Source organism: Nocardioides sp. CER19, from assembly GCF_029846275.1.
In the GTDB taxonomy this organism is placed as follows: Bacteria; Actinomycetota; Actinomycetes; order Propionibacteriales; family Nocardioidaceae; genus Nocardioides.
The window spans coordinates 589216-602160 of the sequence record NZ_JARVWS010000002.1; the positions used below are offsets into that span (position 1 = coordinate 589216).

At 72.4% G+C, this 12945-nt stretch carries 12 protein-coding genes; 6 read left to right on the top strand and 6 right to left on the bottom strand.

Translation table 11 applies throughout. The features are described from left to right. The first annotated feature begins 10 nt into the window (after positions 1 to 10). From QDS12_RS11310 to QDS12_RS11320, 3 genes are all read left to right on the top strand, one after another. The gene (locus QDS12_RS11310; RefSeq protein ID WP_279879088.1) at positions 11 to 1534 is read left to right on the top strand and encodes a hypothetical protein; all 1524 of its coding nucleotides are present in this window, start codon (positions 11 to 13) and stop codon (positions 1532 to 1534) included. Between the two features lie 116 nt (positions 1535 to 1650). After that, the gene (locus QDS12_RS11315; protein WP_279879089.1) at positions 1651 to 2919 is read left to right on the top strand and encodes a multidrug effflux MFS transporter; all 1269 of its coding nucleotides are present in this window, start codon (positions 1651 to 1653) and stop codon (positions 2917 to 2919) included. Between the two features lie 66 nt (positions 2920 to 2985). Further along, a complete protein-coding gene (locus QDS12_RS11320) occupies positions 2986 to 3813 on the top strand; it encodes a class II glutamine amidotransferase (protein WP_279879090.1) in 828 nt (275 codons plus the stop codon). Here QDS12_RS11320 and QDS12_RS11325 read toward each other — a convergent pair whose 3' ends face one another. Then, a complete protein-coding gene (locus tag QDS12_RS11325; RefSeq protein ID WP_279879091.1) occupies positions 3814 to 4713 on the bottom strand; it encodes a hypothetical protein in 900 nt (299 codons plus the stop codon). A 147-nt stretch (positions 4714 to 4860) separates the two neighbouring features. Then, entirely contained in the window at positions 4861 to 6225 is a 1365-nt protein-coding gene (locus QDS12_RS11330; protein ID WP_279879092.1) for an NAD(P)-binding protein, read from the bottom strand. Positions 6226 to 6300: 75 nt separating this feature from the next. On the opposite strand from QDS12_RS11330, the gene QDS12_RS11335 reads away from it, so the two are divergent. Beyond that, positions 6301 to 6966 carry a SprT-like domain-containing protein gene (locus QDS12_RS11335; protein WP_279879093.1) on the top strand — a complete coding sequence of 222 codons (666 nt, stop codon included), beginning with the start codon at positions 6301 to 6303 and terminating at the stop codon, positions 6964 to 6966. 7 nt (positions 6967 to 6973) lie between these two features. On the opposite strand, the gene QDS12_RS11340 is transcribed toward QDS12_RS11335, so the two are convergent. The 3 genes from QDS12_RS11340 to QDS12_RS11350 form a co-directional block, all read right to left on the bottom strand. Next, positions 6974 to 7678: an HNH endonuclease family protein gene (locus tag QDS12_RS11340; protein WP_279879094.1), complete on the bottom strand. Its 705-nt coding sequence runs from the start codon at positions 7676 to 7678 to the stop codon at positions 6974 to 6976. A 48-nt stretch (positions 7679 to 7726) separates the two neighbouring features. After that, positions 7727 to 10045, bottom strand: a complete 2319-nt coding sequence (locus QDS12_RS11345) for an EAL domain-containing protein (RefSeq protein WP_279879095.1) — start codon at positions 10043 to 10045, stop codon at positions 7727 to 7729. Between the two features lie 105 nt (positions 10046 to 10150). Beyond that, positions 10151 to 11107 carry an alpha/beta hydrolase gene (locus tag QDS12_RS11350; RefSeq protein WP_279879096.1) on the bottom strand — a complete coding sequence of 319 codons (957 nt, stop codon included), beginning with the start codon at positions 11105 to 11107 and terminating at the stop codon, positions 10151 to 10153. Positions 11108 to 11257: 150 nt separating this feature from the next. Here QDS12_RS11350 and QDS12_RS11355 point away from each other — a divergent pair, with 150 nt between their 5' ends. Further along, positions 11258 to 11920, top strand: a complete 663-nt coding sequence (locus tag QDS12_RS11355) for a nuclease-related domain-containing protein (RefSeq protein WP_279879097.1) — start codon at positions 11258 to 11260, stop codon at positions 11918 to 11920. A 168-nt stretch (positions 11921 to 12088) separates the two neighbouring features. Then, entirely contained in the window at positions 12089 to 12544 is a 456-nt protein-coding gene (locus QDS12_RS11360) for an HNH endonuclease (protein ID WP_279879098.1), read from the top strand. 7 nt (positions 12545 to 12551) lie between these two features. On the opposite strand, the gene QDS12_RS11365 is transcribed toward QDS12_RS11360, so the two are convergent. Continuing rightward, positions 12552 to 12917, bottom strand: a complete 366-nt coding sequence (locus QDS12_RS11365) for a hypothetical protein (RefSeq protein WP_279879099.1) — start codon at positions 12915 to 12917, stop codon at positions 12552 to 12554. Positions 12918 to 12945: the final 28 nt, after the last annotated feature.

Consider the following 12945-nt stretch of genomic DNA (forward strand, 5'->3'; position numbering starts at 1 on the left):
GGAGGCAGTCATGTTCCGGTCCACCGCGATCCCCCGTTGGGGTCTCCTGCTCGTCACCCTCCTCCTGGGTGCGGTGCCGCTCGTCGCGGTGCCCACCGTCGTCGCCGGGTCGTCCCCGCACTCAGCCGCGCGCTGGGCCGGCTACCCGATCCCTCGCACCGGCCTCGCGGCCGGGGGCTGGATCGGCGGGTACCGCATCGGGCACACGCCGATCTTCCTGGTCACCCCGACCCGCCTGCCCAACCGCACGGGTTACCAGCGCGCCCGCCTCGTCGACGATCTCGACGGTCGGCGCGGGGCCACGCGCGCCGAGACGAAGCGCGCGGCCTGGATCCTGTCCAAGTACGGCGGCTACCGCGACGCCGCGCAGGCGGCCGCCGTCGACGCCAGCGTCTACGCCTTGCTTGTCGGCGGCCGCTGGAGGATCAACGGCGCTCAGGGTTCCCGGCGCATCGACCGGGCGGGTGACCCGTCGACGGTGCGGCGGTTCGCGCGGATCATGCTCAACCAGTCGCGCCGGCACGCCGGGCAGTACCGCGCGCGCGTGGCGGCGACGAACGCCGACGCCGGCGGCACGACCGAGGCGACGGTCACCGTCACCGACGGGCACGGACGGCCCGCCGCCGGCCTGCCCGTGACGGTCGCCGCCACGGGCGCCGCGCCGGTCCGGGCGGTGACCGGTGACAACGGCAGGGCGGTGGCGCGGTTCGCGGCTCCCCGGCCCGGGTGGCGCCGCATCACCGCCACCGTGGGACAGGTCCCCGAGCACCGTCTCCACCTGAGGTTGCCGATCCGCTCACGTCAGGCGGCCGCCGCCGAGGGAGGCGTCCGGAGGACACTCGTCGCCGGCACGCGAGCCGGCGTACGGGGCTCGCAGACGCTGAGTCTCAAGGCCAGCCCGGCCACCGTGCTCCGGGGCTCGCCGGCACGGGTCACCGCCACCGTGACCGGCGACGGTACGACGCGCTCCGCCACCGGGACCCTCTACGGACCCTTCGCCGCGGCCTCGGCCGTCCAGTGTGCTGGTGCGGCGGTCGGGACCGTGAGGTCGAGCGTGCGGGGCAACGGCGCCTACACCCTGCCGGCCCTCAAGCCAGGCACCGCCGGCTACTACGTCTGGCGCGTGGCGGTCGCAGGCACTCCCACGGCGATTCCTGTCTCGGGGTGCGGGGCGACCACCACGGTCAAGGCGGTGGCCGCAGTCTCGGTGAAGGCGCTGAAGACGGAGATGGCACCCGGTCCCGCACCGGTCCAGGTGGGCCTGTCGGGCCTACCCACCTATCCGCCTTTCGACGTGACCCTCAACGTCTACGGCCCGTTCGCCACGAAGCAGGCGGTGACGGCCAGCAGCTGCTCGGGGGCGATCCACGCGACCGCGGTCCAGAAGATGAACGGAACCGACACGCTGACGCTCAACCCCTACCTGGACGCGACCGGCTGGTACGCGCTGCAGGCGACGGTCCCCGCGGGGGACCTCCGCCAGGGTTCGCAGTCGGCCTGTGCCGCCTCGGGCACCGTGCTGCACGTCTCCTGAGACATCCCGCGCCCAGCTCGGGATGCGAGGGAATCAAACGGCTGGTGGGATCCTTGACCCGACCAGCGGGACACCGGTGTCCGCGCTCCCCGAACACCGACCGCTGAAAGAACCTCATGACGACGACCGCCGAGCGTCCCAGCGCGGCCGCCACCACCGACGAGCCCCAGGAGTCACTCGGGCTGACGCTCGTGCTCGGGCTGCTGGTAGCCCTCGGGCCGTTCACGATCGACCTCTACCTGCCGGCCCTGCCGACCATCACCGACGAGCTCCACACGACGTCGTCGGCGGTACAGCTGACGCTCACCGGCACGCTGGCCGGTCTCGCGGTCGGGCAGCTCGTCCTCGGGCCGCTCTCGGACGCCTTCGGGCGCCGACGGCCGTTGCTGGCGGGCACGCTCGTGCACGTCCTGGCGTCGCTGGCCTGTGTCTTCGCGACCGACGTCGTGACGCTCGGCGTGCTGCGGGTGCTGCAGGGGTTCGGCGCGGCCGCGGCGTCGGTGGTGGCGATCGCCGTGGTCCGCGACCTCTTCGACGGGCTGCGGGCCGCACGGATGATCTCGCGGCTCATCCTCGTCATCGGCGCGTCCCCGGTGCTGGCGCCGACCGTCGGCGGCGAGCTGCTGCGGTGGACCGACTGGCGCGGCGTGTTCGTGGCACTGGCCGTGCTCGGCCTCGGTGTCACCGTGCTGGCCGGCGTACGGCTGCCCGAGACGTTGCCGCCCGAGCGTCGGCAGACCGGCGGCGCGCGCGGGACCGCACGGGCGTACGCCGCCCTGCTCGGTGACCGGACGTTCGTCGCGCTCGTGCTCGTCGCCGCCCTGATGATGTCGGCGCTGTTCGCCTACGTGGCCGGGTCGTCGTTCGTGCTGCAGGAGCAGTACGGGCTCAGCGAGCAGATGTTCGGGCTGGTGTTCGCCGTGAACTCCGTGGCGGTCATCGGCGCCAGCCAGGTCAACGTGTGGCTGCTGAACAGGTGGACGCCGGCCCAGATCCTCGTCGCCTCGACGGCGGTCGCAGTGGTCGGATCCGTGGTCCTCCTCGCTGTCGTCGTCGCGGACGTCGGCGGCGTCGTCGGGATGCTCGTCCCGCTGTTCGTCGTGCTCGGCGGCGTCGGGTTCGCCGGGCCGAACGCCCCCGCGCTCGGGCTCTCGCTGCACGGTGAGACCGCCGGCACCGCGGCCGCCCTCCTCGGCGCCGTCCAGTTCGGCCTGGGCGCGGTCACCGCGCCGCTCGTCGGCGCGCTGGGCAACGACAGCGGGGCCATGGCCGTGGTCATCATCGGTAGCACCGCGCTCTCGGCGGTCGTTCTCGTGTTCGGCGTACGGCTGCCCGTGCTGCACGCGATCGACACGAGCGAGGCCGACGCGTTCGTCGGGCACTGACGCCTCTCGGCGCTTCACCCCTTCCAGGGTGGGGCGCGAACCCGTCGGGCGTGGTTCGGTGCCCTCATGTGCAGATGGATGGCGTACTACGGCGACCCGATCCTGGCGGAGGACCTGATCTTCCGGCCGGTGCACTCGATCATCGACCAGAGCCTCGACTCCAAGATGGGCGCGACGACGACCAACGGCGACGGCTTCGGGATCGGCTGGTACGGCGAGGGGCCCGAGCCGGCGATCTACAAGAACATCAGTCCCGCCTGGAACGACGCGAACCTCCACGAGATCGCCCGGCAGATCCGCAGCCCCCTGCTCTTCGCGCACGTCCGTGCGTCCACGGGGACGGCTGTGCAGCGCAGCAACTGCCACCCGTTCCGGTGGGGGCGTTGGATGTGGATGCACAACGGCGTCCTCGCGAACTTTCACGACATGAAGCGCGACCTCATGCTCCACGTCGACCCGACCATCTACGCCGACATGGAGGGCTCGACCGACTCCGAGATGCTGTTCTTCCTGGCGCTGTCCTTCGGCCTCACTGACGACCCCGTGGGCGCTGTCGAGCGTGCGGTGGGGCTCGTGGAGAAGGTGGCTGCCGACCACGGCATCGTGCACCCGGTCCAGATGACCGTCGCCACCGCCAACGGCGAGTCGATCTGGATCTTCAGGTACTCCAGCGAGGGCAAGTCCCGGAGTCTCTTCTTCTCGCTCAACGTGGACCGGTTGAAGGAGCTCTACCCGGACAACGAGGTCATCGCCCGCGCCGGCGAGGAGACGCGGCTGGTCGTCTCCGAGCCCCTCGGAAACCTCCCGGGTGCCTGGAACGAGGTCCCCGAGTCGTCGGTCGGCGTCATCCGGCCGGGCACCGACGAGATGCTCCCGTTCCGCCCGGTGGCCTGACTACCGCCCGAACATCGCCGGCGGCAGCGCCTGCAACGCCCGGCTGCCGAGTCCGCGGGTGGCCTGAGCGACCTGGTCGGAACGCCAGGGCGCAGCCGGCATGACCTTGCGGGGCTCGCGGGTGCTCCAGGAGAACGTGACCGAGTAGCGGTCGCGGGCGACCGGCGGCTTGGCGCGGTGGAGGATCTGGCAGTTGTCGGCCATGACGGCCGTCCACTGTGGGCCGACGGCCTGCACCCACTCCGAGCGGGGTACGACGGCCTCCATCCGCTCGTCGGGGACGAACCCGCCGACGTACCGCAGCTCCCGGACCGCGTCCCGCGAGCGGGGGAGCGGGACGTAGGTGAACGGGCCGCCGTCGTCGTCGACGTCGTTGAGCCACACGAGGATCTTGAGGTTGCGCTCGTCCTCGACGTCGCGGTGCCACTGGCGCACGCCGACGGTCTTGGCGTCGGCGACGTCGCGGCGGACCAAGGCGCCGAAGTAGTAGGCCGGCATGCCCAGGTGGTGCTCGACGAGGTCGAGCACCTCGTCCTGCAGGCCCCACTGGAAGAGCCGCTCGTCTGAGAGCATGTCGTCGCGGGACAGGCAGATGGAGCCGTCGCCGTCCACGGGTGTGTCGGGTCCGACCGCGGCGAGCATCTTGGCGTGCTCGCTGAGGAGTGGCTTGACCTCGTCGATGCCGGGGAGCGCCAGGTCGTCCCAGGGGCCGACCAGGGCGCCGTACTGCTCGAGGGTCGCCACCTGCGCCCGGCCGCGCTCGTCGAGCGGGCGCAGACGCGGTCGGTAGGCGGCCATCTGCGCCGCTCGCCGGGACTCCGCGTAGTGCGTGGCAGGAGGGAACTTCGCGATCAGCTCACGCTTGGCGCGGTTGCTGACGCGGTCGAAGGTTGCGCGCATCGTCAAACTCCTGATTGGGGGGAGGTTGGGGCTCTGCCCGCTGCTGAGCGAGCCGACTGCGTGTCCACGGGCCAGACTCCTCCGCTGCGAGCGGCGCTCTTCGCGTGCGGGCGGGGGTCACCACTATTGGGTACGACGCCGGGGCCGTCACATGAGCGACGAGAGCCGCGCCAGCCCGGCCGGCGTGTGGGCGGCCAGCCGCTCGAGGACACCGTCCAGCGCGTCCGACGGGCCGTAGTCCGGCGGGACGCGGGCCGGGTTGATGGCGACCCGGTCGGCCCACGCCTTGATGTCGGGCTCGGCGGAGAAGGACTGCGCCGCACGGGTCCCGAGCACGGTCATCCGGGCCCAGTCGGCCAGCGAGTTCCCGTAGGGGGACGAGGGGCAGAGCCGGTTCTTCTCGGCGTCGTCGGAACGGGTCGCCTCGACGTAGCCGACCAGCGCGGCGCCGAAGCACGGGAAGCCCGACCTGATCGGCTGCAGGGTGATCGCCTCCGGGCCCCAGACCGGGATCGGCGGCCGCAGCCTCAGCCCGTCCCCGGCGCAGTGCACCACCACGGCCTTGTCGGCGATGCTCACCGACCCGTCGGCGAAGCCCAGCTTGCCGCGGTCGACCGACTCCAGGTGTCCACGGCGTACGACGTTCTCGACGGTGCGCAGCAGGTCCAGCTCCCAGGTCGCCAGCGTCGGCGCCTTGGCCATCGTCGGCGTGACCCGGGGATCGATCCGGATCATGATGCCGGCCGCCTCCATCCGCAGGAAGAGGTCGTCGAGCGACGTCGCGTCCGAGGCGGACCGCATGATGTCGGCAGCCATGCCGAGGAAGACCGCCGGATCGGGCTGGACGACGGCCCGGCTGAGCATCCACGGGTCGCGCGGTCGCACCCAGCAGATCGCGTCCGGGTCCACGCCGCGGGTCAGCAGGAAGACGATCGCGTCGGTCGCGGTCTTGCCCGAGCCCACCACGACGTACTCGCGCGGCGCCTCGTCCAGCCGGACCAGGTCGTTGACCGGCACGACGTGGGCGTCGGCGGCCACCGCGAACGGCGGCGGCGTCTCCGCCGGGATGACGGGGGCCAGGTAGCGAGCGTCGACGATCCGGCAGCCGGCCGGCACCGTCAGGCGCTCGCCGGAGAGATGGGAGACCACGGTGCGGTCACCGACGTACTCGCTGCTGCCGAGGAGCTCGACCCGCCCCGACGACACCATCCGCCGGAGCACGTGCTCGTAGTAGTCGCAGATCTCCGGCTGGGAGGCCCGCTCGTGCAGCCCCTTCTCCGGACCCTCCTGCTGGATGGCACCACCGAGGACCGTGGAGGCCACGCCGTAGAACGCGGAGGCCTGGTGCAGCCGGACGAACGGGTAGGCCTCGAGCCAGTGCCCGCCGACGCTGTGCCGCCGGTCCACGAGCGCGACGCGTACGTCGGCGTGGTCGGTGAGCGCGTCGACGAACGCCATCCCCGCGGCGCCGGCGCCGATCACCACGTAGTCGGCCTCGATCGTGCGCGTCACGGACCAACGGTCGCACCCCGGCGTCGTGGCGTCCATGATGCCCGGACTGTCGGCGCCGGGTCCTACTCTCCCGGCATGGACCTCGCCCGCGCCCGCGAGCTCGCTCACGTGCTGATGGACGAGCACGGGCTCGTCGGGTGGCGGTTCGAGCTCGACCGGGCCAAGCGGCGGGCCGGCGTCTGCCGGCACGGCCAGAAGGTGATCGGCCTGTCCGCGCCGATCACCCGGCTGCACCCCGAGGCCGAGGTCCGCGACACGCTCCTCCACGAGATCGCCCACGCGCTGGCCGGGCCGCGTGCCGGGCACGGTCCGGCCTGGGTGGCGACGGCGCGGCGGATCGGCTGCTCGGGAGAGCGGTGCGTGCCCGAGGAGGCGCCGACGGTGCCGGGCGCGTGGGTCGGCGTGTGCGAGCGCGGGCACTCCGTCGACCGCCACCGCCGTCCGGAGCGGGTCCTGCTCTGCACGCTCTGCCGCGACCGGCCCCACCCGGAGCGCGTCTTCAAGTGGCTGCACCACGGCCGTCCGGCGGCGATGCACCCGAACTACACCGACGAGCTGCGCGCCCTCCGCGAGGGCCGCCGGCTGATCAGGCTGGGCGTCGGCCACAAGGCCCGCATCACGGTGCCCGGCGACTACTACGGCCGGGTGGGGACGGTCGTGAAGTCCGGTCGGACGAGATACCACGTGAAGCTCAGGGAGGGCGTGCTCCAGGTCGTCCACGCCGGCGTCGAGCCGGCCTGACACGGGATCAGCAGGAGCCCAGCATCTCCTGCAGGGCCCGCCGCTCGCTGGCGTCCACCGCGAGCTGCCAGCGGCTCTTCGTGTCGATCCAGCGGACGGCGTACTGGCACTGGAACGCCTTGCGGGGTCGCCACGCGGCCGGGTCGCCGTCGCCCTTGCCCATGTTGGTCGGGCCGTCGACGGCGAGCAGCTCGTCGAGATCAGTGGCGAACGCACGCCGCCGCTCGGGGAGCCACGCGGCGGCGCCCGAGACCCACGCCTCGGCCAGCGGTACGACGTGGTCGATCTGGATCGCCTGGGCCTGGCGGGGGTCCTTGAGGTCGGTGAAGGTGAGCGTGCGGCCCGTGTAGGCGTCGTGCCACGTGCCGGCCAGCACATCGTGGTCGCAGCGGCCCTGCTGCTGCGTGCGGACCGTGCCGGGCGTCGCGTCACGCAGCAGGACGTCGTCCCGCTGGTTGCAGCCGTTGTGGTCGGTGTCGGCCCACGCCGTGCCGAAGGCCTTGCGGTCGTACGCCGGCGTGGCCGGGTGCCGGTCGACGGTCGACAGCCGCGCCAGCTCCGACGCCGCGCCCGACGGCGGCACCGTGGAAGGCGCGGACGCCGGTGTGGTGACCGGTCGGCCCGGGTCTGGCGCCACCGGCGTCTGCAGGTTGGCGCAGGCCGAGAGGGAGAGCAGTCCGGCGACCGCGAGGACCGACCGAACCTGCTGCACGGCGCACACGATGTCGGACGGCACCGACAGTCGATGTCCCGGGGTCCGCTAGCGCGCGGCCCGCTCCCCGTCCTGGTCCTGGCGCATGACCGGGAGCAGGTCGGCGAGCGGCATCGGGCGGTACATCAGGTAACCCTGCGCCATGGACGTCGGCGCGTCGTCGCGCACGACCTGCAGCTGGGACTCCCGCTCGATGCCCTCGACGATGACGTCGTAGCCGAGCGAGCGACCCATCAGCATGACCGAGCGCAGCAGGGCCCGGGCGCGGACGTCGTGGTCGACGCCCTGGGAGAGCGCTGCGTCGGCCTTGAGGATCCGGGCCGGCAGGTCGTGCAGATAGCTGATGGAGGAGAACCCGACGCCGAAGTCGTCGATCGCGAAGACCACGCCCAGGCTCTCGATCCCGCGCATGACGGCCAGGATGCCGTCGTCGAGGTCGATGCCCTGGCGCTCGGTGATCTCGAGGACGAGCCTCGTGCCGTGCATCGCCTCCACGGCCCGGGCCACGGTCTGGATGAACTCCGGCGCGCGCAGCTGGACCGCCGAGATGTTGACGTTGATCGACAGGTCACCAGAAGCGGCGGCCAGGAGGGCGGGGGCGTCGGCGGCGACCTTGTCGAGGATCACCTCGCCGAGCGGCACGATGAGGCCGGTCTCCTCGGCCACGGCGATGAAGACGTCGGGGGCGACCTGCACGTCGTTGCGGCGCCAGCGCGCGAGCGCCTCGACGCCCACGATCTCCTCGGTCCCGACGGCGACGACCGGCTGGTAGACGACGTCGATCTCGGCCTCGTCCACGGCCTGCCGCAGGTCGTCGACGAGCTCCAGGCGCTCGAGCCGGGCCCGGCCCATGGCCGGCTCGTACTCGACGTACTTGGCCTTGCCGCTGGTCTTGGCCTCGTACATCGCGAGGTCGGCGTTGCGGAGGAGGGAGGCGGCGCTCTCGCCGGCGACGCCGTAGGCGAGGCCCACGCTCGCGCCGAGCCGGATGGTCTGGCCGGCCATGTCGATGTCCTCGCTGATCGCGCCGAGGACGCGGTCGCACATCAGCGGCATCAGCACCCGGTCGACGTCCTCGAACAGGATCGCGAACTCGTCGCCGCCGAGCCGGGCCACCGTGTCCGAGGACCGCACGCAACGGCGCAGCCGGGTGGCCAGGAGCACGAGCACGTCGTCGCCGACCGCGTGGCCGTAGCGGTCGTTGACCGGCTTGAAGCCGTCGAGGTCGATGAACAGCAGCGCGACCGGGTCGTGCCGCTGCCGGGCGAGCGCGTGGGTCAGCCGGTCGAGCAGGATGCCGCGGTTGGGCAGGTCGGTGAGCGGGTCGTGCCGCGCCACGTGCACCATCTCGTCGGTCAGCTCGAGCCGGGAGATGGCGTCAGCGGCCACCGCGGCGAGCGCCCGCAGCGCCTGCTCGTCGCCGGCCACGGTCGCGCGGGCGCGGTTGCGGGCACGCGCGACGAGCCAGCGGCTGTCGTCGCCGAGCTGCACGGGCACCGCGATGGCGCCGTCGACCGGCGGGACGTCGCGGAGCCGGACGTCCTTGAGCTTGAGCAGCTGGCGGGCGTCACGCAGCAGCGAGTCGATGACCGCCTCGCGGTCGACCAGTGCCTGCGCGCGTACGGCGGCCGAGAACAGCACCGTCAGGCGGCGGGCGTTCTCCTGGCCGCGCGTGACGGCACGGGTGGCGATCAGCAGCGTCACCAGTGGCACGCCGAGCAGGCTGAGCGTCCACCACGGCGTGGCCCGCTGGACGACGGCGCCGAGGTAGCCGAGCGAGTCCAGCGGCACGAAGCAGGCGATCGCGAGCAGGGTGCCCCGCTGCAGGAGCTCCTGTCGCAGCCGCGACCGCGCCCAGATCGTCACCGAGACGGCGGAGAGGACGAAGTCGGTGATGAAGTAGGTCGCCGCCGCGAGCAGCATCGTCACCAGCTCGCGCGGCGTTCCGACGGCGTCACCGGTGCCGACCGAGTAGACGGCGGTGGCGAGGCCGCCAGCGATCATGCCGAGGCCGATGTTGAAGGACCTGGCGCTGGCCGTCTTCTGGGTGGTCAGCTGCGTCGCGAGCACGCCGACCGACCAGGCGACGAGGGCGTCCGACGGGTCGAGCGTGCACATCAGGAAGATCAGGATGCTCGAGTCGAACCCGACCTCGATGGCGCCCGAACCGCTGTCGAGGACCATCGGGAAGCGGGCGACCACCATGATCAGCGGTGCGCCCACCAGGATCGCGAGCCCGAGGTCCCAGCCGAAGCCGTCGTGGACGACGTCGACGGCGGCCACCCCGAAGACGAGGAGGCCGATGGCGAGGATGACGAGGTGGTAGCGCCACCTCCACACCTCACCCGCGTTGGACACGGTGGACATGGGCGAGCTCTCCATTAGATGGACCCGGTCGCCCCAATATCCCGTACGTGCGGCCCCGACACGGGGGATCGGCCCAGGTCGGGACCAGGGTCCCGGGTCGATGGGTCACAACCGGCCGTTCAGGAAGGCGGCGACGTCGGAGAGCGCCTCCCGCGCGGCGGGGACGACGCCGGGCAGTGAGACGAACCCGTGGATGCCGGCGCTGTAGTCGCGCACCTCGGCCTCGGAGCCGGCGGCGCGCAGGACCTCGGCGTACTTCGCGCCGTGGTCGCGCAGCGGGTCGTGGAAGGCGGTGAGGATGAGTGCAGGGGGGAGCCCGGCGTGGGAGGCGGCCCGGATCGGGGAGGCCTGCCAGTCCTCGATGCCGTAGGACGCGCCCAGGTAGAGGTGGCCGAACGTGTGCATCTGCTTCGACGTCAGGACCGGCGGGTGCGCGTTGGCCTCCTCCGACGGGTAGCGCTCGTACATCTCCACGGCCGGGTAGACCAGCACCTGCGCACGCAGCGCGGGGCCGCCGGCGTCCCGCGCCATCAGGGCGGTCACGGCCGCGAGGTTGCCACCCGCGCTGTCGCCCATCACGGCGATCCGGGCGGGGTCGCCGCCCAGCTCGGCGGCGTGCTCGGCCACCCAGCACAGCGCCGCCCAGGCGTCCTCGACGGCGGCGGGGTAGGGGTGCTCGGGCGCCAGTCGGTACGTCGGCGAGACGACCACGCTCCCGGTCAGCTCGGCCACGTGGCTGGCCAGCCAGGCCGACTGCTCCGGTGTACCGATGCACCAGCCGCCGCCGTGGAAGTTGACGACGATCGGCAGGGGCCCGGCCGCGCCCGTCGGCCGGTGGACGTGCAGCCGCGAGCCCGTCTCGATCTCGACGTCGGCGGTGTCGACGGCCGAGGACGGCCGTCCGAAGACGACCTGCCCCGCGGGGGTCCGGCGCAGACGCTCGCGCCTGGCTCGCAGGTCGACCATCTGGTCGGCGCTCGCCGGCTCGGACACGAGCAGCTTGAGGATCGCGGCGAAGGCGCGCGTGCGGGGGGCCAGCGAGGTCTGGGCGCGGGACGTCACGAGGGCTCAGCCTGCCGTACGGCGACCCGACGCGGGGCAGGGCCTTCCGACCAGCGGGCATAGTCCGAAGTGACGACATTCGGCGAAAGGCCTGTCATCCGGAAGCGGCCCGGCTTACGGTCTTACCTCATGCGCTAGCGAGGGAGAGGAATGCCGAACGACTCGGGCGAGTGGCCCACCAGGGCACTCGTCGGCCCACGGACGAGCGGTGACACCGCCACCTCGGCCATCCTCGGCGCGCTGCCCAGCAACGAGTGGACGGTCTTCGACGGGGTCCGGTTCCCGGGCCGGCGTACGCCACTCCAGATCGCGGTCGGCCCCCAAGGCGTGTTCGTCGTCGAGTCTCGGCAGCGACCGTGGATGTCCGGCCGCGACGAGCTGCGCCCGGGCGGCGTCCGCCAGGACGTCGTCGTCGCCGCCGGCCGCGGCGCCAACGCCGTCAGGGCGCTCACCGGCCTGCTCGACGCCCAGGACGTCACGCCGGTCGTGTGCTTCCTCGGCCGCGAGCTCGCCCCCGTCGTCGCGGGTGACGTCGTCATCTGCTCGAGCCGCAACCTGCTCGCGATCCTGACCACCGGCCCCACCGTCCTCGACGACGCGCAGCGCCAGCTGGTCGCGCTCGACCTGGACACCTCGATCGGAGCCTCGTCGCGGACCGGGTCGCGCAGCACCCTGCCGCGACGCCGGTGGCTGCGCGCGCAGCTCTTCGGGATCGTGCTCGCCTGCGTCGGCTCGGTCGGGCTGTGGCAGGTCGCCGACGCGGCCGCGGGACCCGACCGGCCGATCGACTCGACCAGCGCCGTCGCGCGCTGATCACCCGTTGGTCACCCGCTGATCGCCCCCGGATCACCCTCGGATCACCCTCGGATCGGGCGCTGACCCGGCGCGTATCCGCCGCGTGAATTCCGCATGACGGCCGCCATATCGCTTGGCTGTTCGACCGCACACACCTACCGTGAGTATTCAGAGGAGGTGTGTGCCATGGCGGCAACCAACGTGGCACTGCTCAACGCCTCCTACGAACCGCTCGGGAAGGTGACCTTCCAGCACGCGGTCCGCATGCTCTTCCGCCAGGTGGCGATCGTCGAGGAGGCTCACGACGACAGGATGATCGGGCCGCACCCGTGGCCGCGCGTCATCCGGCTCGTCCGCTACATACGCATGCACTGGATGTACCGGCCCGCCGCCTACAGCCGCGAGTCGGTGCTGCGCCGCGACGGCCACCGCTGTGCCTACTGCGGCCGCCACGCCGCCACCGTCGACCACCTGGTGCCGTCCTCGCGCGGCGGTCCATGGACGTGGCTCAACACCGTCGCGGCCTGCCGGCTCTGCAACGGCCGCAAGGCCAACCGCACGCCCGCGGAGGCGGGCATGACACTGCGCGTCAAGCCCTACGTGCCGACGCGCGCACAGCTCGCGGCCCTCGAGTGGTCGTGACCGGGGGCTACTTCTCCCAGGGGACCTCGTCGCCCATCTTGCGGTAGTAGCGCTTCACGTGGTTCTTGGCCCGCTCGACGTCGCCCTCCGGGATGTCGACGCCGCCCCGGGCGCCGTCGAGCACGCCGGCCGCCGCGATGATCCCGCGCGGCACGGCCTGGAGCTTCCCGTCGACCACGTCGGCGTACAGCAGCTTGTAGCCGGTGAAGTTGTCCTTGCGGTCGGGGTCGTACCAGAGGTGGGCGTCGCGGTACTTCGCGTTGGGCCCGTCCTCGGCGTCCGCCCACGAGCGGACCCGCTTCTCGGCGGCGGCGCCGTCCCACTCGCGGTCGCGCGCTGCGAGGGGCAGGTCCTGGAAGGTGGTCACGGCCATCGGTCCTCCCGGTTGTCGACTCTTGCCG

Bases quoted from the DNA above. Each gene is read 5' to 3' on its own strand.
- QDS12_RS11310 (WP_279879088.1), top strand. From the start codon at position 11: ATGTTCCGGTCCACCGCGATCCCCCGTTGGGGTCTCCTGCTCGTCACC.
- QDS12_RS11315 (WP_279879089.1), top strand. From the start codon at position 1,651: ATGACGACGACCGCCGAGCGTCCCAGCGCGGCCGCCACCACCGACGAG.
- QDS12_RS11320 (WP_279879090.1), top strand. From the start codon at position 2,986: ATGTGCAGATGGATGGCGTACTACGGCGACCCGATCCTGGCGGAGGAC.
- QDS12_RS11325 (WP_279879091.1), bottom strand. From the start codon at position 4,713: ATGCGCGCAACCTTCGACCGCGTCAGCAACCGCGCCAAGCGTGAGCTG.
- QDS12_RS11335 (WP_279879093.1), top strand. From the start codon at position 6,301: ATGGACCTCGCCCGCGCCCGCGAGCTCGCTCACGTGCTGATGGACGAG.
- QDS12_RS11345 (WP_279879095.1), bottom strand. From the start codon at position 10,045: ATGTCCACCGTGTCCAACGCGGGTGAGGTGTGGAGGTGGCGCTACCAC.
- QDS12_RS11355 (WP_279879097.1), top strand. From the start codon at position 11,258: ATGCCGAACGACTCGGGCGAGTGGCCCACCAGGGCACTCGTCGGCCCA.
- QDS12_RS11360 (WP_279879098.1), top strand. From the start codon at position 12,089: ATGGCGGCAACCAACGTGGCACTGCTCAACGCCTCCTACGAACCGCTC.
- QDS12_RS11365 (WP_279879099.1), bottom strand. From the start codon at position 12,917: ATGGCCGTGACCACCTTCCAGGACCTGCCCCTCGCAGCGCGCGACCGC.